The organism is Nostoc sp. (assembly GCF_036916985.1).
GTDB lineage: Bacteria > Cyanobacteriota > Cyanobacteriia > Cyanobacteriales > Nostocaceae > Nostoc.
Genome location: NZ_JBALFD010000019.1, coordinates 130,802 through 149,657 on the forward strand (window position 1 = coordinate 130,802; position 18,856 = coordinate 149,657).

The following is an 18,856-nucleotide window of genomic DNA, read 5'->3' on the forward strand; positions in this document are numbered from 1 at the left end:
GTCAGTTTAACTTCTGGCGGCTCCACATTCTCCACTATTGGATTTTCTGAGGGATTATCTGACATAGGAGTTTACACGTCACTCTGAGCAGATGGTTTGGTTAATGCTACTTCATTAGTTTCGGCACTAAAAGCAGCTGCCAGTTCAGGACTGGCGATCGCAACGGCGCTTTCATGCCATTCATGGATAATTGCAATAGGGATTAAAACTCTGGGTGCTGGAACTATCTCTAGAAAAGCATGAGAGATTTTTAGACTAGATAAAATGCCGCGTCAATAATTGCTTGAAAAAGTTAGAATCAAGATAGTTATAGCAGATTAATTCTCAATTCATAACTCATAATTTTTAAGAATGTTGCCACGAGAAGAACTTTTAAAAGGTGTTGAAAATCGAGATAGTGTAGCTCGTGTAATCGACCAAGCAGAACAAGCAATCAAAACTTGGGAAGTGGTTTTGACAGATTTTCTATCTCCTCCAGAATTGGTGGAAATTCAACGGGTGTTTAACCGATTAACAGAAGTGCAATTGGTAGCGTGGGGTGGGTATCCGCAAGCGGAACGCCAAAGAATAGCGATCGCTCGTTCAGAACTTCCCTTAGATCAATCTCAAGTCAGCCTTGTGGCTGTAGAAATCGCTGGTAATTTCCTGTTTGATACCGCCTCTCACCGCGACTTTTTAGGCGCAATGTTGGGGACAGGAATTGTTCGTGAAAAGACGGGAGATGTGATTGTTTTAGGAGAACGAGGGGCGCAGGCCATTGTCGCCCCAGAGTTGGTGGAATTTTTGGAAATGAGTCTGAAACAGGTGCGATCGGTTCCTGTGAAAACTCAGCGGATTGAGATAACTGAATTAAGGGTTCGGGAACCCAAGAAAAAAGAATTAACTACTGTGGAGGCTTCTTTGCGATTAGATGCGATCGCATCTGCTGGTTTTGGCATGTCCCGTAGCAAAATGGTTGATTTCATTGATGCTGGGGATGTCCGCGTCAATTGGAAGGAAGTTACCCAAGCTAGTTCTCAAGTCAAATCAGGTGACTTAATCGCCATTCGCTCTAAAGGGCGTTTAGAAGTTGGGGAAATCGCCGTTACAAAAAAAGATCGTTACCGAGTTCAATTAACAAGATACATTTAATAAAAGTTAAAAGTTAGGAATTTTAAATTTATCACTTTCTTTAACTTCTAACTCCTTAAGCTTTAAAGTGTTTTGCTAACATATTCAGCAGAAGTTTACGCGGCACAAGCCGAGATAATTTGCTTCTAATTTGAGTGTTAGTATCAGAACTAATAACAGTCGGATAGCCTTTTTCTAAAGCCTCTAAAGATTCCCAAACCACTTTTTCAGAAGAATATACTTTATCTGTACTACTTGCCAGTGATGGAGGAAAATTAGCTTCGGCAAAAAAGTTTGTTTCTATTGGTCCAGGACAAGTGACTAAAATACGGACACCATATTGATAATTCTCTGCCCATAGTGCTTCACTAAAACTGAGAATAAAAGCTTTACTGGCAGCATAAACAGAAAGGTATGGTATCGGTTGAAATGCCGTAATAGAAGATACATTAATAATGCTTCCAGAACGACGTTGCCGCATCAAGGGTAGAAATTTATGGGTTAAATCTACCAATGCCAAAATGTTTAATTGTACGATTTTGACTTGTTTTTCTCCATCCCCTTCAGCAAAGTCGCCATAGTAACCAAAACCAGCATTGTTGATTAATAAGTCAATAGTTAATTCCTTTGCTTTGGTGACATCAAATACACTAGCAGCTGCATTAGGTTCTGTGAGGTCTTTGACTATAACCTCTACTTGAATTTTGTGTTGTTCTTGTAGTTGTTTAGCTAATTGGCTTAATTTTTCTTCAGAACGAGCAACGAGTACAAGATTTGTCTTGCGTGCAGCTAGTTCTTTAGCAAAGGCTTTACCAATACCACTAGAAGCACCGGTAATTAAAGCAGTTGGCATTCTACATATTCAGATAGTTTTTAAATCTTAACTATGCTGACTATAAGTTTTAACTACCCAAAGTAATATACCCAAAAGTGTAAAAGTAATACTCATACCAATTCTGTATGAAGATGCGCTAAACCATATTTAAGTGTAAAAAAAACGTAGACTTGGAGCGATTTACCGCAGGCTAATACTACTAGGTCGAAGCAAGCTACGCGCAGCATCTCGTCAAAAAGAACACAAAAAAAGAAAGAAGCTAAAAGGGTTTAGCGCAACTTCACAAAAAAATGGTATCAGATATAAAGTGAGGGACTGCTTCCTCTATTCAAAACTTATCCTTACCTAAGATTTGACTTTCGGAAGCGATGCGAATTCTCCAAATACACCAATATGGGATATTCTTAAATCTTCTTCATCTATATATTGAATAGACGAGTCTATTTTTTCAGGTAATTCTCCGTCCTTGCACGACCACTCAAATACAAATTTAGAGTCCAAATGCTTGAGGTTAGAAAATATCTGTTTCCATTGGCTGCGTCGAATTCGATTTCCCCACCTTGATTGTAATTCTCTCGAATAGGCTTCATGTTGATAAACAAAGAAATCAAATGGTCTTTCATTTATATTTTTGTGATCCAGTAAATGAATAAGATGAAACATAAAGCCATCTCCGGAGAGGCTACTTACAAGATTTTCTAAAAGTGGTACAACATCATCAACTGGTACATGCTCCAACACAGATTTGGAAAATACAAAATCTATTTTTTCTTTGCTAGGTAGTTGTTGAGATAAATCAATTGGAGCAACGTATTCTATACCCAAGTCTTGTAAGGCTTCTACAGAGAAATTTCTTAATGAAAGTAGTTTATTTAAACGTAAGCGGATAATCTCACGTTCTTCAAATGTAGATAGACTATCTAAGATACTCCAATCTACAGACTTACACACAGCTTTGAAAATGTTGTCGGGTTGTAATAATGGGTAAACATCGGTTGCATAAACCTTTTTGGCTCCGAGAAGGTAAAATACTAACGAATGAGTCAATAACCACCCACTTCCAATTTCAAGACAAATTTTGTCACGCAATGCATATTTTCCTTTACCAGACTGAAGCAGATAGATAGCAACTTCATTAGCACAAATATCAAGCCTTTTACCTGCAACAGCTAGCTTACTTGAATGCATTTTGTTATGTAAAGATTGATATAGATCGGATGATCTAATAATTGATTTTGTACGTTCATCAAGGAGATTCTTTACTAAATTTTTCATTTTGCATACCTCTCTCGCTTAACTTATTGGGAATTTAACAGAACACTGTTAACTGTACCAGTAACATGACTTCCTGTTGTATAACAGAATCATCTCACCTTTTTTGCTTCTTATACAATTACACTCAACGGCATCTTTGCTGATGGATAACAGAAATCTTGGAATTGGGAACTGGGGATTAGGGATTAAGGATTTTTTAAGATTTAAATGGGGATTGAGCGGAAAGTCGAGCTAGTCGCCTGGTATTGGTATCAGTGGTAGCAAAAATTGAGCGTTGCGGATTTCCCTACTTGGGTAAACTGAATTTTTTCTCAAGTCGGATATTCTCAATAGTGATTTTCATGGCGACTCAAAGTCATCTTGAATTGCTAGTTACCATTTTTCAGACCAATAAATGATTTCTGAGGCAGAACTATTAATAGCCACACCGTAGCTATCTCCATGATTCCACTTGAAACCAGGTCTACCTTTGTCATCTGTATTTAATACCAATATTTCATAAGTAGGTGGAAAAGATTCTGTAGGCGAGTCACTGGTGTAGAAAAAAGTTGTCGGCACACCGTTAGGCTGGTTAATGTGGTCATTTGTGTTACCACCCCTATATTTGTGCTTGGCACTACTTCTGTATTGTGAAAGTAATTTTTCAATTTTGTTTGGTGGCTCTTTTAGTCTAATTTGAAAAAAACTACTCCCCTGCAAAATTTCGGGAGAGTAAGCAATGCGAACGTTTTTGGCATCAGCGGGAATCTCATTAGGAAAGTGTTTTACTTGGTCATTATCAGACCATAGTTGATTACGAATTTCTCTATAGCGTGAGGCATCAGTGATGACTTTAGGCTCACTAGTACTGCTAAAAGTTGTTCTCATAAAAAAGCTTCCCCCGACAATACTAAGACTAGCAAGGGCTAATAAAAATTGCGATCGCTTCATCAAGTTGGGTGTGTCTAACTTTTATAGTCATATACCCAACTAATAAACTATATTCGTACTATTGCGGATATTCTATTAGAGATATTAACAGAAACTTTGTGTATCCAGAGGTAATTTGGGATATTTGTAAAATTACTGTGAAGCTAGTCAATGATTATCTAGTCAAATACCGTAGATGCTCTTGATTGAGGTTAGTACTTCTGCTGTAGCTAACAAAATCAATTCTACAGACATTTATTTTTTCAATTCTTCCTGATACAGCAATAACTAAAGCGGATATATAAATAGTAGATGCACCTTAATTAAATCACAGCCCTCAGCTTTTAGTTGGGGGCTTTTTTTTATTACTCAATATATGTTTAATTCGGGAAATAATTTTGTCGTGAGTCTAATTTTCCCGGATATTGCAATAACTAAAGCGGATTAATAAATGGTAGATGCACCTTAATTAAATCAAAGCCCTCAGCTTTTAGTTGAAGGCTTTTTTATTGCTGATATTTTTTCAGACTGGAAGAAAATAACTTTGGATGCTAGTTAAATATTCCCGGATATGGCAATCAATGAAGCGGATTAATAAATGGTAGATGCACCCTAATAAATTACAGCCCTCAGTCAAAAGCTGGGGGCTTTTATTATTTAAATATAGATGGCAGTAAACTAGGAGCTAACCAGACTGCATAACCAATAAATCCAAACAGCAAGCTAATCAGGGCAGTAATGCCATAGCTGATGCAAATTAATAACCCATCAGATTCAATGGTGGCAACAGTCAAAAGTAAAATACCTATAGTGGGGATGGGATTTGTAAACGGAATTGGTAATATTAGTAATACTGTTAATAAAGAGATACAAAACCCATTAATTCGCCAAATCAAAGGATTATTGGCTATTTTTGCTAATCGGGGGCGGGCAATTTTCTGTAAAACCTTGGTAAGACGCCCTAAATTTTGTAAAAGCAAATGGGCGAAGGGACGAGGAAATTTGTAGTTAGCGATTCTTTTTGGTAGCCAAGGCGATCGCCTCCCTAAAACCATTTGCCCTGATAATAGTAAACAAGCACCACCAAAAGGGCCAGTTAATCCCGGTGGCATAGGAAATAAAAATGGCAAAACTAATAACGTAATTACCAGGCAGAAGCCTCGTTCTGAGGTTTCTGCCAAAATATCACCTAGAGTTAACGGTTGTTCAGCTAGGCGTTGCAATAGGGACTTTATATCTTGAGAAAATCTCAGATGCATTTGGCGTGAATTGATGCGAGTTCCCACTTTCTAACAGGGAGATAGGGAGATGAGGGAGAATAACTCTTAACTCTGCCAATTTTAGATTGTTAATTTTGGATTGAAGGAAAATCTAAAATCTAAAATCTAAAATTAAATGACTCCTAACTCCTGATTTTCGGGGGTACTAAAACAGCTATAGCTTTAGGTATAACCCGAAAATGAGCAGGTGTGTAAGTAGTGATTTCACCATCTGTATTGATAGGGCGCGGTTTACGAGTATGTACCTCTATTTCTTGACCTTGAAGAGAGCGTACACTCTGCCAATGTATATGTTGCCCTTGTCGCATTGCAGGTAGTAATAATATCATCTGCCACCAGTGTTCAATCTCCAAGCTATAAAGGTCTAGCCTTTGATCGTCTATTGCGGCATCGTCAGCCACAGCCATACCACCACCGTAATAGCGGCCGTTACCCACAGCAATTTGCACTGTTTTGACGTGAACTGATTCACCGTTAATCGCAATCTCGGCTGTAAAAGGTCTAGATTCCCAAATTACTTGCAATGCAGTGGCAGCATAAGCAAATATTCCCCAACGACGCTTGACTTCTTTGGTAAGTCGTTGAGTAATTTTTACACTCAACCCCAGACTGGCAACGTTAAAAAAATGCTTGCCATTCACACAACCCAAGTCGATGCGGTGTAAATTTTTATATGCAATAATTTTGCAAGCTTCGTTGAGGGAATTCGGGATTCCCAAAGTTCTCGCTAAATCGTTAGCAGTTCCCAGTGGCAAAATTCCCAAAGGCAACTGAGTATCAACTAAAGCATCTACGGCAGCATTTAGAGTACCATCTCCTCCGCCAATAATTACTAAGTCAACTTGATACTGATAGCGAAATATAACTTCCGCAAGATGTTTGGGATCTTCTGTAGACTCTTCAATTAAATCAAAGTCGAGTGTCTTCAGATATTGGATCGCTTCCGACAGACCCTTTTGCCCTTGGCGGGCATGACGATTTACTAACAGCAGTGCGCGGGAACTCATGGGTAGTACCTTTTGTAGTTGATATGTCCAATTATCCGCATCTATATATTCTGCTTAAAGTTGACTATAAAAAAGTGTTCAGGCTGTGATTGAAGTTACCACTTACAGCAGGGAATAGGGAACTCTTAACTGGGTTGAAAGTGCCTTGTATATGGCTTTTTTATTAGACTTCATCAAATAGAATTATTAATCTTTGTATGAATTAATTTTAGGTATTTTTATAAAATAGGGAATTAGTCAAATAATATTATGCCAAAAAAAAGGGATATTTTTCATTAATATAGATACATATTTAGAGATTAAATTTGTATAAATACTATGAATAATCATATTAATTCTTTGTGAAACTGCACAAAATCAGGCTTTGTAAGATAAGTTGCTTAACCAGCTTATTCTATGGGAACTCCAAGAAATAAATTATCCAATATTGTAGGGCGGGCAGGATGCCCACCCCACAAGAGTTAATTGGATATTTTTTTATTTGGAAGTCCCTATACAACCTCATAGGTAATCGATATTATAATTATTTTTTGTTTGTTTGAGCGAGAATAAATTATATATGTCAACTTCTGCTGTGACAGATTGTAAATTGTCTATGGTGAAGCGATCGCACCTTGAAAAATCCCCATCTTCATTTTGAATTTTACTTTTATGACTTTTTCGGGTTGGTATCGCCACCAATAATTGCTTGAAATACGTCCCCTAGTAAAGAGAAAAATGCTGCAAATAATATTACAAGCATTAAACTCGCAAGGGCTGCAAAGGGAGAAATGATAAACAAGATTAAAAGTGCAAATATCAAAAGTTTTAGTAATGTCTTATTCATCTTTTTTTATTCATCATGTTTTCTACAAATAATCGATAAATCAACCATCTGTCACCCGCCCTCTGTTAGATTTAACCTGTCCGCGCTTAATTTTGTGGTCAAGGCGCTTTCTTTGAGAACTGCGGGTTGGTTTGGTGGGTTTGCGTTTTATCGTGACTACAACTGCACTTTGAATGAGTTCTTGTAGTCGTCTCAACGCTGACTCGCGATTGTTCTCTTGACTTCGATGTTCTTGGGCTTTAATAACAATGACTCCTTCTTGGGTGATACGTCGATCGTTGAGCCTTAAAAGCTGTTGTTTATAATAATCAGGTAATGATGAAGCCACAATATCGAAGCGCAAGTGAATCGCAGTGGAAACTTTGTTAACATTTTGGCCTCCTGCTCCTTGCGAGCGAATCGCAGTAATTTCAATATCAGTCTGTGGGATAATAACTTTGTTGGAAATTTGTAGCATTACTCACAAGGCAAAAGAGGAACTTTGAAATTTGGGATAAAAATCCTTTACTCGGTTTGTTCGGGAAAATCGATTACTACGTCTTGGTCTTCATTATTGTTCAAATTCACCTCTAAAGTCTGTCCTTGGATTGTCACTTTATCACCTGGTACTAATCGCCGTCCTCGTCGGGTTTCTAGCATACCGTTTACTTGGACATCGCCACCTTGAATCATTAGCTTGGCTTGTCCTCCAGTTGGCACTATACCCATCAACTTTAAAAATTGATTTAACTTAATTGTGTTGTCTCTGATTTTCTTCATCGTGAATAAAACTACATTATCTTAATTGTATCGTGGCGTTATCAAGGTAAAGTGTGAATCTGTTGCGCTACATATCAGCCGATATTAAATAAAAGACAACCTCAAGTATTTTGTCTAGTTTAAATGCCTTTTTTAAACGCAGAGGTACGCAGAGGTACGCAGAGTTTTGCTAAAGTTAATTCGCTATGAATTAATGAAATGTTGTACTTAGTCGCGAACTGATATGCCGAACTTGAAGGTTGCTGAGTCGATCAAGGAGAAGATGAATTTATACTTAAAAATGCTGATTTTTAAGTATAAATACAAATTGGCTGAGTTCGAGTCAGTATTTGTATCTTCATAAAAGCATCGCGATCGCTCTAACAAAAACTGTAATACCAGTTTATTATCTATAATGTTGATCGACAAAACTACCAGATATAGGTTCAAAAACTAGTCTGGAAGGTTCTTTTAGTGTGTTCAGGGGACTGGATCTATGATTAAGCTTGGTTTATTGGTACAGTCCCAGAATAACTCTTTGGGTATCGGAAAAGTTACGGAAATATCTGATGCCAATGCGATCGTTGAGTATTTCTGCTCCGTAGGGCAACGTCTTGAAAAAACGTTACCTTTAAGTTCGCTCTCTGAAGTCAGGCTTGAACCCCAAGCTAGATGCTACATCAAGTTCCCAACCCAGGAAAAATGGATAGTTGGCAGAGTTTTTATCTGGGATGAAGATACAGAGATGTATCAAATAGATTTACCAGATAAGAAGACGGCGATCGCTTCTGTTGAAGACATTTACGTTCGTTGCAATTTACCCAACACAAATCCCATCGAAACTCTAGCGATGAAGGGTCACGAAACCCCCTACTTCCACGACAAAAGATTGGCTTTCGTAAAATCCTTGATTCAGCAACGTGCTGTGAGTCGGGGGATGACAGGACTAATTTCGGCAAATATCAATCTTTATCCTCATCAAGTTGAAGTAGTTAGGCGGGTACTAGAAGACCCAATTCAACGCTATTTGTTAGCAGACGAGGTGGGACTCGGAAAAACCATCGAAGCGGGTGCGATTCTGCGTCAATTCCTCCTGGATGAGCCGAAAAGAGGTGCGGTAGTCATAGTTCCGCAATATTTACTCAAACAATGGCGGACTGAGTTAGAAAACAAGTTTTATATCTCCCATTTTGGCAAACGGGTAGCGGTGCTGGCGGTTGAAGATATTCATAAAATCAACCTGAAAGCGAAGATAGGTTGCTTAATTTTAGATGAAGCTCATCATATTGCAGCAATGGCGACCTCTAAGGATGCAGCAGTTCGCCAGCGTTTTCAGACTTGCAAAGAACTTGCTCATAAAAGCGATCGCTTACTTTTATTATCTGCCACTCCGGTTCTCAATCATGAGCAAGATTTTTTAGCCATGTTGCACTTGCTTGACCCAACAACCTATAAACTGGGTGATTTAGCAGGTTTCCGCGCCAAAGTTGAAAGCCGTCAGCAAATTGGTAAAGTTCTGCTTTCTTTTAAAGAAGGTGCAGAACCTCTGGTTCTCAAAAGCAACTTGCAGCAACTACGAAACCTCTTTGCTGAGGATAAGTATTTGTTGAAGCTGGCGGATGATTTAGAAAATTGTTTACAAGCAAATTCTACTGAGCAAGAGCAAATCGTCCAAGCGATTCGCGTCCATGTCAGCGATACCTATCGACTGCACCGGCGAATGCTTCGCAACCGTCGCGCGGCGGTGGAAGATGTGATATTTGACCGCAACTTCACGCCCAAAGAAGAGTATGATTTAGACGAGCGATCGCTTGATATCCACGAACTCTTCAATCAATGGCGGAGTGTTGCCCCTCAAGAAAAGCAATATCAGCGAATTTTTCTGCTGTTATTTCTCGCTGCTGGCACTTGGTTAGGCATTTTAGAGCAGGTAATTAACGCCCGGTTAACTGCTAAACCTCATGCTAAACTCATCCAAGAGTTTACAGAAGATGATATTCGCATCTTAGCTACAACCCCCAAATTCTCAGGGGAAGAAGAAATTCTGCAATCCTTACTAAAAATTATTCGTCAACCTCAAGAAGACGGACAACGGACGGAAAATTTAAAAACAGTGCTGCTGAATCAGCTAGGTACTTACTTCAAAATCCCCGCAAACGTTCGGAAGAATCAAAACGAATTCATCACCAGAATCCAGCAGAGAATCAAGAGACCAATTACTGGCGATATTCTGCCCAAATTTATTGTATTCACCAGTTTTGTGCAAACTTGTGGCGAAATTGTCCGGTATTTGTCTGATAGCTTTGGTGCAGAGACAGTAGCCAGCCATCAATTTGGAGAATCACCAGATAAAGTTGAGGAAGGCTTAAATCGGTTCAAGAATAACCCAAACTGCTTTATTTTAGTATGCGATCGCTCTGGAGAAGAAGGACGTAACCTCCAATTTGCCGATTGGTTAATTCATTTTGACCTGCCTTGGTCGCCTAATCAATTAGAGCAGAGAATTGGCAGACTTGACCGCATTGGCAGCAAAATTGGCATTCAATCTACTGCTTTGATTGGCCCTTATTTGGAAGATAGCCCTCACAATGCTTGGTATAAAGTCTTAAAAGATGGGTTTGGTATTTTCCAGCAATCAATTGCCAGTCTTCAATTTTATGTCGATGAGAAACTTGTAGAATTAGAAACACTTTTATTTCAATCAGGTGCGGCTGGATTGTTAGAGATGGTTTCCCCAATTCAAGCGCAAATTGAAGCGGAAATAGTCAAAATTAGCGAACAAAATACTCTCGATGAAATTGACGCTAATGATGAAATTGCAACCCAGTATTTTCAAGATTTAGATAATTACGATGCTTGCCATTTAGAAATTAAGCGAGCAATTGAAGGCTGGATTTGTGACGCGCTGGGATTCAGGGGAATGAATAACCCAGATTCATCAGATATGCGACGTTATCAACCAACAACGCGGACTTTGGTTCCCATAAATGAGTTAAAAAACCGTTTTGCTGAGAGTTATCTAGACCAATTTGGTACTTATAATCGTAGAGTAGCAAACCAGAATGCTGGGATTAAGCTCTTTCGAGTTGGCGAAGGATTTGTCGAAGCACTCTTGAACTATATAAACTGGGATGACCGAGGTGAAGCCTTTGCAATGTGGCGCACTGATACATCTTGGGATGCTAAAGAAGGAAAAGAGTGGTTCGGTTTCCAATGCAATTATGTAGTCGAGACAAATTTAAAAAATGTCAAACAAGTCTTAATCGATTACAAACTAGATAATTCTCAATTCAAAAACTTGCAGAGACGCGTTGATGCTTTATTTCCGCCAATTATAGAAACTATCTATGTTGATGGTCGCAAAGAGCCAATACGCGTTGTTGAAGATAAAGCACTCTTAAGTATCCTGCAACGTCCATATAAAGATAAAAACAATAATCAAGGACGAGATTACAATCTAGCAAAAGAGCGCTTAGGAATTATTGACGATTTTGTTGACCCTAGTAAATGGCAAAATTTCTGCTATCAAGTGCGTAACACTTCTTCAGAATTACTTTCTAATCGCCCCGATTTTGTTGAATTATGCCAAAGTTGTGCTAGTGTTGCTGAAAAGAAATTAAGCAATCGAGTAGAACAATTACGCCTGCGTCTGAACCAGCAAAATTGGGATCAAGCACTAGCTGAAGAAGTCAAGATAGAAACTGCTTTAAATGCAGCCATTCTAGAAGGAATTCGTCAGCCGCTACTCAGGCTTGATTCCGTGGGTTTCATCATTGTATCGGGGCGATCGCTTGTACAATTTGAGTGAGGTACATCCGTAGGGGCACGGCATGCCGTGCCCCTACACCTTGTAATATAACGTTGTACCTCATCTGAGTGGGAAATGCTATATGTGCGATTAAATAGCCTTAGTAACTATGCCGGAGACAATCTGCCTCCGGTTATTCCATCGACTCAGATTCACTACTTGGCGTTGCTGCTAGTTCTGGCAGGTACAATCTATCTTCACTAGCATCATACTCAAACAATTCGGCATAACGCCCCCAATCTACAGCTGTGGCAAATTGCCGTTCGGCTTCTTCATGGGGATAGTATTCATCAAGTAAATCGATAAAGAAATCCGCTCGCATTGAGCGATTCCGTTTTTCTCGCAATGTCTGTACCATACTAACTACGACTGGCACATTTGATAGCACCTGTTGCCGGAATAGGTCTTTACTACGAAGAATGGTTGTAGTTGCGAAATCTTGTCCAATTTTGGTGAGAAAGACATCCCCTTGTGCAACTTCAGCAAAGCCCAGCATTACGGTTGCATCAAGCATTGGTAGGAGATCGTCGACGGCTAGCCGGATTCGTTCTGCCAAACGGGGAATATCATCTTTGCCCTCTGGTTGATCGACAATTAACTCCAACAGACCGCTAATACCGCCGACTCTGACGTGAGGTAGGGGTTTTGCATAGGGTGATTCTTGGATTACAGCAGGCGATCGCGATACTTCTATAGTAGTTGATGTGGTTGTTGCAACTGCCCCAGTTACTTCCACGTCTGGGTTAGTCATCACCGTGTAGATATAATCTATCAGTGATTTGAAGCGGATACTGGTGCGATCATGAGGCCGCGGCAGATCAATCACCACCTCACCGCGAATATACCCCGGATTTGATCCCAAGATAATTACCCGATCTGCCAGAAACAGCGCTTCTTCAATGTTGTGGGTGACAATCAAAATGCTTTTGGATGGAAATGTGCCAGCATTCCATAAATCATCAATTTCCCCCCGCAGGTTCTCAGCTGTCAACACATCGAGGGCGCTGAATGGCTCATCCATAAATAGTACTTGTGGCTCCAGCACAAATGCCCTAGCAAAGCCAACCCGCTGTCTCATTCCCCCCGACAATTCTTTGGGATAGGCACTTTCAAAACCATCCAAACCCACCAAGTCAATAGCTTTTAGCGCTCGTTGTCGTCGCTCATCCCGACCAACACCTTGAGCGTCTAGCCCTAACTCGACGTTTTCCTGTACTGTCAGCCAGGGCAGCAGTGCAAAGCTTTGAAATACCATTGCAACACCAGGGTTAGCACCTTGCAGGCGTTTACCATTGCTGATTACCCTACCTTCACTTGGTGGAATCAAGCCGGCCATAATCCGTAGTAAGGTACTTTTGCCGCTACCACTGCGCCCCAGTAATGCTACTACTTCACCCGTAGCTACCGTCAGATTAATGTTGCGGAGAACCTTAAATTCCCCTTTGCCCTCTGGTAGTGGAAAACTCTTATTGACCTGTTCGACAGAGATTAATACGTTATTAGTAACTTGGGTAGAAGTCATCCTTGCTCCTCTAGCGAACGATGGTTTAGAGATGGTATTTGGTTTCTGCTAACTCATACAGTCGTCGCCAAAAAACTCTGTTCAGTCCAACAACGAATAGGCTCATCATTCCAATCCCCAGGGTAATCCGAGGCCAGTCACCTGCTCCGGTTGCGTGAGCAATATATGCTCCCAATCCGTTAGCAGTCAGGGTAGTTGACCCCCAAGCGACAACCTCAGAGACAATGCTGGCGTTCCATGCACCACCGGTGGCAGTGACTCCACCTGTTACCCAGGCGGAGAAGATGCCGGGAATGATTAACTTGCGCCACAGCAGCCAACCACGCAAACCGAGGCTGGTTGCCATCTCGCGCAAATCCGTTGGGACGCTCATCGCTCCAGCAATGGAGTTGAAGAGGATGTACCACTGTGCGCCCAGGGACATCAACAGAATACTACCCCAATCAATGCTGATATGGGAACGGATAAAAAATAGCGTAGCGAAGGGAAAGATAAAGTTTGCTGGAAATGAAGCCAGGAATTGCACCACAGGTTGCAACAAAGTTGCTAGTCGGGGATTAAACCCAATGGCTACTCCAACGGGTGTCCAAACTAGAGTTGAAAATACCAGCAATACCAACACACGTAACAGAGTGAGTAATCCTAGCCCAAAGGTTTTGATGACTTCACTTAGTCCCACTGTTGTGAAAATGAAGTGCAGCCCGACAACCAACAGCCCACCAATTACAACCAGGAGAATCGAGTTGTAGAGGCGATCGCCTATTTTTTGCCCACCAGTCTCCACAGCGCGGGGAGTTTGGGGTGGCGTTAGCAATGAGAGAATACGGTTGATAGCTTCACCCCAAGGATCTAACACCCGCCCCAGCAGACGCGGAATTCGGGCTGCTTTTAGCAGATCGTAGACCCAGGATTCGGGGGCTTGGGCTGCTGCACTCTGTTCCAAGCGGAACTTATCTGCCCAAGCGACTAACGGTCGCCAAAATAGTTGATTTACTAGGATAATTACGATCGCGATCGTCAATAGCGCCCAACCCAAGGCAGGTAAATTCTCGGCGGTAACTGCGGCGGCTACGTAAGAGCCAATTCCTGGTAGCGTATATTGCTGATTAAGTACGCTAATCGCTTCACTCGCCGCGACAAAAAACCAGCCACCGCCAAAACTCATCATTGCATTCCACAGCAGCCCAATCATGGCCGTCGGAAATTCCAGTTTGGTGAACCGTTGCCATCCCGACAACCGATAGAGCCTGACGGCCTCATCTAGTTCTGGTGGTAATGTTCTTAGTGAGTGGTAGAACGAAAAGGTCATGTTCCAGACTTGGCTGGTGAAAATCGCAAAAATCGATGCTGCCTCTAGTCCTAATAGGCTTCCAGGAAACAGGGCAATAAAACCTGTAACCGTAATGGATAAAAAGCCTAGTACTGGAACCGACTGCAAGATATCGAGTAGCGGAATCAGAACTCTTTCAGCCCGGCGGCTTTTGGCAGCAATATAACCATAAATTAAAGTAAACAGCGTTGAGTAAAACAGGGCAATAAACATTCGCAGAGTTGAGCGCCCAGCGTAATAGGGTAAATTACGCGGGTCAAGACTGATACCTGGTACTACATCTGGTGGTACAAAGCTCACCAATGTTCCAGCACCAACACGCGCAATCAACGCCAGCAGTACTAATGTGCCAAGAATGAGGGCAATATCAGCCAGGCCAAAAGGGAACCGTCGGAGTGCCTCAGGGGAAGGAAAAGTTTGCTTCAGCATTTAACGATAATTAGAGGGCCGGCATACCTTTTTTGAGCTAATAATACATTACTGCCCCCCGTGTACAACGGCAATTAACAATTCAAAATTCAAAATTCAAAATTAAAGAAATTTCAGACGGGGATTTCTCGCTAAATCCCCGTCTGAAATGGGTGCTACATGTAGATTGCAGGTTCTTAAACTCTTTAATTTACGATAATCTCGTATCTGGTGAATTAACTCTGCTGCGATCGCTAACTAAGTAGTTTATGTTTTAGTGTATTACAGTTGAAATTGCACAGTTTTCACTGTCGATCAACCCTCATTTTCCCCGGTTAATCCAAACGCCTCTCAATCCAGCTGCTTTCGCTGCATGATAGTCTTCGACAATGCTATCGCCAATATGCCATGCGGCCTCTGGGGAACATTTATGTTTATCTAAAGCGATCACAAAAATTTGAGGATCGGGTTTAGCTGCACGTACCTGGGTAGAAATGGTGACGGAGGTAAAAAACTCTCTCAATCCCAAACTTTGCAATACTGAATAAATCCGAGAATCAAAATTGGATAGCACCCCTAAACTAACTCCCAAGCGCCGCCAGTTAGTCAAAGCTGGTAAGACATCGGGATAGACAAACCACGGTTCACCAGTGCCAAAGTGAATGTAAAGTTCGCTAAAAAAAGCCGAAAAGTCAGAAAATTCCTTGAGAACACCTGCATTTTCAAAAGTATTCAGGGCAATTATCCGCCACCAATCAAACTCGCGCTGGGGAATATCTTGCAGTTCCGCATCTGGAAATATCGGTGGCGGTGCTGATTTAAAGCTTTGGATGAAGGCTGTATTTAATGTTTCGGCTGAAACTATAACGCCAAATTCTTGGGCTATCTGACTATAGACTTCACCCACACTACCTTTGACATCAAAGAGTGTACCCACAGCATCTAAAAAAATAACTTTCGGTTGTTCCATCAGTGTTGAATTTTAGATTTTGGCTTGTTAGAAAGTTTCTGTGGGTAGAGTCTAGCATCTACTAAATAAGTTGACGCAAATAAAACAAATCATCATATCATAGATGTCTTTGTTCTTCACCAATGCCCAATGCCCAACCTTAAGTTACCGAGAAAGTGTTTCTATGATCGGACGGACAAGCCAATTAAAACCAACTTTAAGCTGATGGTCTAAAGTTGGTAGTCTGTATAAATAGGCAGCACGGCGGGCGACGTATGCCAAGGGGCCATCTAGTTTAATTCCTAAACCAGTGAGAGTAGCGTTGTCTATTCCTAGTGCCATCATTTCTCCTAACTGTTGGTAATGGAAGGGAAGAAGAGGGCGATTAGTCAAAGTTGCCCAGATATTCCAAGCAGTATAATCAGCTTGTTGGAAAGCCGCTTGTGCGGTAGCCGGGACTTGCTGTCCTTCAGTATCATGACAGTCTGCTAAATCTCCCAAGGCAAAGATTTCTGGATGATCGATAACTTGCAGATTAGATGTAGTGCTGATTTGACCACGCTGGTTTTGCTTGAAAGGAAGAGATTTAACTACGGGCGCAACTCTAGTTCCGACAGTCCAAATTACCAAATCTACGGGAATCTTATCTAACTGGTTTTTGTACTCTAGGGAAATGGAATTTTGCTCTATAGATTCGACTTTGGTTTCTAAGTCAAGAAACACGCCACGGGCATCTAGAGCTTTTTTTGCTGCTTCTCGGTTAAACTCTGGGGAAGTTCGCAAGATTTGGTCAGCGATTTCAATGATCCGAAAGCGTCCTCTTTCGCCTAGTCTGTCGGCTAACTTACAGGCTAACTCTACACCACTGTAGCCAGCCCCAACGATCGCTACTCGAATTTTATCAGCATCGGATTCTTCTAAAAATCGCAGGCGTTCTTCTAAACGATAGGCATCAGAGATTGTGCGGAATGTATAGGCGTAAGCTGCTGCACCAGGTACTAAATCTAGCGGTGTCTCACCTCCTAGCGCCAGCACTAATCGGTCGTAAGGGATTTCTGGCCCTTCTTGGATATTTATCCTTTGCTGGTCGATGTCAATTCCAGACACAACCCCTTGATAGAAACGTATACCAGTGCCTTGTAAAAGTTCTTCAAAGGGTGGGGCAATTTCCCAAGTTTGCAGTTCGCCAGTGAGTAATTCGTAAAGTAAAGGAGAGAATAGGAAGCGATCGCTTTGATCTACCAAAACAATTTCGGGTTTCTGCGTAGATTCCCAAGGTAATTGACTTAAGCGCAGGGCTGTGTATAAACCACCAAAGCCCCCGCCAAGGATACAAATTCTAGAAGTTTGTTGAGTCATCTATTCTATCTATGGGACAGTCAATACTAGTTGGATAACTAACTTCAGGGTAACTGAAACGGAAAGACCTGGATCAAAAGAAGCAGGGGGCAGGGGGCAGGGAGCAAGGGGGAAGACTGAGACGGAGCTTGTACTTTGCCCCAGTTCAAGCGCCCTGGAAGGGCGGGGCTTCTCTTCTCTAGGAGAGGCTGCACCAACGAGACGCTCCGCGAACGTACCCATGCTCCGCAATGCTTGGCGCAGAGTGTTGGGCTTGCTCCCCCTGCGAAGAAGCTCCCTTACCCTCTGCCTCTTCGGTGAGATGGTCAACCCAGAATTAGGCATTACTCACTCCAGCTTAGAGAAAAGAGTTTCCCAGTCAATTACAGACGGTCTTTGTCCTTGGTTGATTATTTCAAAAATTTTCCTAGAACTACTTGGCTGAAAAAGGCATTCCACAGAAGCGTTGGCTACATCAATTCGGCTGGTATCACCTGAAAGTGTATCGCCAGTGCCTACGACCACACCGTATTTACCCCCTGTTTTTGCCTTCAGGAGAGTATTGAGGTCGTATGAGGTATAGGGCCCGTCTATCAGGCGTCCTGGGCGGATAATGGTGTAGGGCAATCCCGAATTAATAATCGACTCCTCACCCTTTTGTTTGGCATCTAACACGCCAAAGGCATTAAGAATACTAAAAGGAAACTGATTTTTACGGAGAATTCCACAAGAAGAAACGAAAACGAATCGCTTCAAATTCCGGGGTGCTGCTGCCACTAGATTGCTGACACCTTGGGCATCGACCTTTGCCGGACTATTCTTTGCTTTTGCTTCACTAGATTTGGGGTTAAGGAAAGTGATTCCCCATTCAATCAAGTTCGGGGATTGGTCAAACTCCCAACGCGCAGAGGGAAAGGCGGTAGTCCCGGTACAATTTATGATGTGGGTAACATTTTGGGTTGCAGCTGGCAGTGTTACTGGTTGGCGAATGTCACCAATGGCAATTTCCACTCTCTGGTTAAACATCTCTTCAGCTTTTACAGCATTGCGTGTCAAGACACGAACTTTTAAGCCTTTCTCTAGCAACTTGCCTACCACCAGTTGCCCTACGCCACCAGTAGCACCAGCAACTAGTACCAAATCTTCAACTGAATTTTCAAAAGAAGTCATAAAGTGCCCTTGAGATAGTCTATTGTTAATCTACTGAAAAAATTGCATCGGGCAGTATTCCTAAGTGCTGAGTAATGAGTGCTGAGTAATGAGTAATAAGTGCTGAGTAATGAGTGCTGAGTAAAAATACCAATCCCCAGTCCCCAGTCCCCAATCCCCATTCCCCAATCCCCAGTCCCCAATCCCCATTCCCCAATCCCCAGTCCCCAATCCCCATTCCCCAATCCCCAATCCCCAATCCCCAGTCCCCAGTCCCCAGTCCCCAATCCCCAATCCCCAATCCCCAATCCCCAGTCCCCAGTCCCCAATCCCCATTCCCCAATCCCCAGTCCCCAGTCCCCAATCCCCAGT

Annotated in this window: 17 protein-coding genes; 3 read left to right on the plus strand and 14 right to left on the minus strand. The window is 41.8% G+C overall.

The genetic code is table 11. The annotated features are described in order from the left end of the window. Nucleotides 1–96: 96 nt before the first annotated feature. Together V7L07_RS07880 and V7L07_RS07885 are read left to right on the plus strand one after the other, a co-directional pair. A complete protein-coding gene (locus V7L07_RS07880; protein ID WP_335056593.1) occupies nucleotides 97–243 on the plus strand; it encodes a hypothetical protein in 147 nt (48 codons plus the stop codon). Between the two features lie 108 nt (nucleotides 244–351). Beyond that, nucleotides 352–1,131 (plus strand): photosystem II S4 domain protein, encoded by a 780-nt coding sequence (locus V7L07_RS07885; protein WP_334697070.1) that lies wholly within the window; start codon nucleotides 352–354, stop codon nucleotides 1,129–1,131. 55 nt (nucleotides 1,132–1,186) lie between these two features. Here the strand turns inward: V7L07_RS07885 and V7L07_RS07890 are convergent, their stop codons facing one another. From V7L07_RS07890 to V7L07_RS07925, 8 genes are all read right to left on the minus strand, one after another. Continuing rightward, nucleotides 1,187–1,963, minus strand: a complete 777-nt coding sequence (locus tag V7L07_RS07890; RefSeq protein WP_335056595.1) for an SDR family NAD(P)-dependent oxidoreductase — start codon at nucleotides 1,961–1,963, stop codon at nucleotides 1,187–1,189. Nucleotides 1,964–2,290: 327 nt separating this feature from the next. Next, nucleotides 2,291–3,220 carry a hypothetical protein gene (locus tag V7L07_RS07895; protein ID WP_335056597.1) on the minus strand — a complete coding sequence of 310 codons (930 nt, stop codon included), beginning with the start codon at nucleotides 3,218–3,220 and terminating at the stop codon, nucleotides 2,291–2,293. A gap of 372 nt (nucleotides 3,221–3,592) precedes the next feature. Next, a complete protein-coding gene (locus V7L07_RS07900; RefSeq protein ID WP_335056599.1) occupies nucleotides 3,593–4,150 on the minus strand; it encodes a hypothetical protein in 558 nt (185 codons plus the stop codon). A 632-nt stretch (nucleotides 4,151–4,782) separates the two neighbouring features. Further along, nucleotides 4,783–5,388 carry an exopolysaccharide biosynthesis protein gene (locus V7L07_RS07905; protein WP_335056601.1) on the minus strand — a complete coding sequence of 202 codons (606 nt, stop codon included), beginning with the start codon at nucleotides 5,386–5,388 and terminating at the stop codon, nucleotides 4,783–4,785. Between the two features lie 143 nt (nucleotides 5,389–5,531). Next, nucleotides 5,532–6,416 (minus strand): lipid kinase, encoded by an 885-nt coding sequence (locus tag V7L07_RS07910; protein WP_335056603.1) that lies wholly within the window; start codon nucleotides 6,414–6,416, stop codon nucleotides 5,532–5,534. Between the two features lie 649 nt (nucleotides 6,417–7,065). Continuing rightward, complete coding sequence (locus V7L07_RS07915; protein ID WP_335056605.1) at nucleotides 7,066–7,242, minus strand: hypothetical protein; 177 nt, start codon at nucleotides 7,240–7,242, stop codon at nucleotides 7,066–7,068. A 40-nt stretch (nucleotides 7,243–7,282) separates the two neighbouring features. After that, nucleotides 7,283–7,699, minus strand: a complete 417-nt coding sequence (gene arfB / locus V7L07_RS07920) for an alternative ribosome rescue aminoacyl-tRNA hydrolase ArfB (protein WP_335056607.1) — start codon at nucleotides 7,697–7,699, stop codon at nucleotides 7,283–7,285. A 47-nt stretch (nucleotides 7,700–7,746) separates the two neighbouring features. Next, nucleotides 7,747–8,001, minus strand: coding sequence for an RNA-binding S4 domain-containing protein (locus V7L07_RS07925; RefSeq protein ID WP_179068896.1), 255 nt, complete (start codon nucleotides 7,999–8,001; stop codon nucleotides 7,747–7,749). A 475-nt stretch (nucleotides 8,002–8,476) separates the two neighbouring features. Here V7L07_RS07925 and dpdE point away from each other — a divergent pair, with 475 nt between their 5' ends. Beyond that, nucleotides 8,477–11,788: a protein DpdE gene (gene dpdE / locus V7L07_RS07930; protein WP_335056609.1), complete on the plus strand. Its 3,312-nt coding sequence runs from the start codon at nucleotides 8,477–8,479 to the stop codon at nucleotides 11,786–11,788. Nucleotides 11,789–11,921: 133 nt separating this feature from the next. Here dpdE and V7L07_RS07935 read toward each other — a convergent pair whose 3' ends face one another. From V7L07_RS07935 to V7L07_RS07960, 6 genes are all read right to left on the minus strand, one after another. After that, complete coding sequence (locus tag V7L07_RS07935; RefSeq protein ID WP_335056611.1) at nucleotides 11,922–13,310, minus strand: ABC transporter ATP-binding protein; 1,389 nt, start codon at nucleotides 13,308–13,310, stop codon at nucleotides 11,922–11,924. A gap of 25 nt (nucleotides 13,311–13,335) precedes the next feature. Next, the gene (locus V7L07_RS07940; RefSeq protein WP_335056613.1) at nucleotides 13,336–15,069 is read right to left on the minus strand and encodes an ABC transporter permease; all 1,734 of its coding nucleotides are present in this window, start codon (nucleotides 15,067–15,069) and stop codon (nucleotides 13,336–13,338) included. A 301-nt stretch (nucleotides 15,070–15,370) separates the two neighbouring features. Further along, the gene (locus V7L07_RS07945; RefSeq protein WP_335056615.1) at nucleotides 15,371–16,018 is read right to left on the minus strand and encodes an HAD-IA family hydrolase; all 648 of its coding nucleotides are present in this window, start codon (nucleotides 16,016–16,018) and stop codon (nucleotides 15,371–15,373) included. Nucleotides 16,019–16,162: 144 nt separating this feature from the next. After that, complete coding sequence (locus V7L07_RS07950; protein ID WP_335056617.1) at nucleotides 16,163–17,356, minus strand: NAD(P)/FAD-dependent oxidoreductase; 1,194 nt, start codon at nucleotides 17,354–17,356, stop codon at nucleotides 16,163–16,165. A gap of 327 nt (nucleotides 17,357–17,683) precedes the next feature. Next, a complete protein-coding gene (locus V7L07_RS07955) occupies nucleotides 17,684–18,505 on the minus strand; it encodes an SDR family oxidoreductase (protein WP_335056619.1) in 822 nt (273 codons plus the stop codon). A 25-nt stretch (nucleotides 18,506–18,530) separates the two neighbouring features. Further along, on the minus strand, nucleotides 18,531–18,856 hold a 326-nt coding region (locus V7L07_RS07960; RefSeq protein WP_335056621.1), incomplete at its 5' end, for a hypothetical protein.

What these genes read in the sequence shown, in the direction of transcription:
- V7L07_RS07885 (WP_334697070.1), top strand. Translation starts at nt 352, where the DNA reads ATGTTGCCACGAGAAGAACTTTTAAAAGGTGTTGAAAATCGAGATAGT.
- V7L07_RS07890 (WP_335056595.1), bottom strand. Translation starts at nt 1,963, where the DNA reads ATGCCAACTGCTTTAATTACCGGTGCTTCTAGTGGTATTGGTAAAGCC.
- V7L07_RS07895 (WP_335056597.1), bottom strand. Translation starts at nt 3,220, where the DNA reads ATGAAAAATTTAGTAAAGAATCTCCTTGATGAACGTACAAAATCAATT.
- V7L07_RS07900 (WP_335056599.1), bottom strand. Translation starts at nt 4,150, where the DNA reads ATGAAGCGATCGCAATTTTTATTAGCCCTTGCTAGTCTTAGTATTGTC.
- V7L07_RS07905 (WP_335056601.1), bottom strand. Translation starts at nt 5,388, where the DNA reads ATGCATCTGAGATTTTCTCAAGATATAAAGTCCCTATTGCAACGCCTA.
- V7L07_RS07910 (WP_335056603.1), bottom strand. Translation starts at nt 6,416, where the DNA reads ATGAGTTCCCGCGCACTGCTGTTAGTAAATCGTCATGCCCGCCAAGGG.
- V7L07_RS07915 (WP_335056605.1), bottom strand. Translation starts at nt 7,242, where the DNA reads ATGAATAAGACATTACTAAAACTTTTGATATTTGCACTTTTAATCTTG.
- arfB (WP_335056607.1), bottom strand. Translation starts at nt 7,699, where the DNA reads ATGCTACAAATTTCCAACAAAGTTATTATCCCACAGACTGATATTGAA.
- V7L07_RS07925 (WP_179068896.1), bottom strand. Translation starts at nt 8,001, where the DNA reads ATGAAGAAAATCAGAGACAACACAATTAAGTTAAATCAATTTTTAAAG.
- dpdE (WP_335056609.1), top strand. Translation starts at nt 8,477, where the DNA reads ATGATTAAGCTTGGTTTATTGGTACAGTCCCAGAATAACTCTTTGGGT.
- V7L07_RS07935 (WP_335056611.1), bottom strand. Translation starts at nt 13,310, where the DNA reads ATGACTTCTACCCAAGTTACTAATAACGTATTAATCTCTGTCGAACAG.
- V7L07_RS07940 (WP_335056613.1), bottom strand. Translation starts at nt 15,069, where the DNA reads ATGCTGAAGCAAACTTTTCCTTCCCCTGAGGCACTCCGACGGTTCCCT.
- V7L07_RS07945 (WP_335056615.1), bottom strand. Translation starts at nt 16,018, where the DNA reads ATGGAACAACCGAAAGTTATTTTTTTAGATGCTGTGGGTACACTCTTT.
- V7L07_RS07950 (WP_335056617.1), bottom strand. Translation starts at nt 17,356, where the DNA reads ATGACTCAACAAACTTCTAGAATTTGTATCCTTGGCGGGGGCTTTGGT.
- V7L07_RS07955 (WP_335056619.1), bottom strand. Translation starts at nt 18,505, where the DNA reads ATGACTTCTTTTGAAAATTCAGTTGAAGATTTGGTACTAGTTGCTGGT.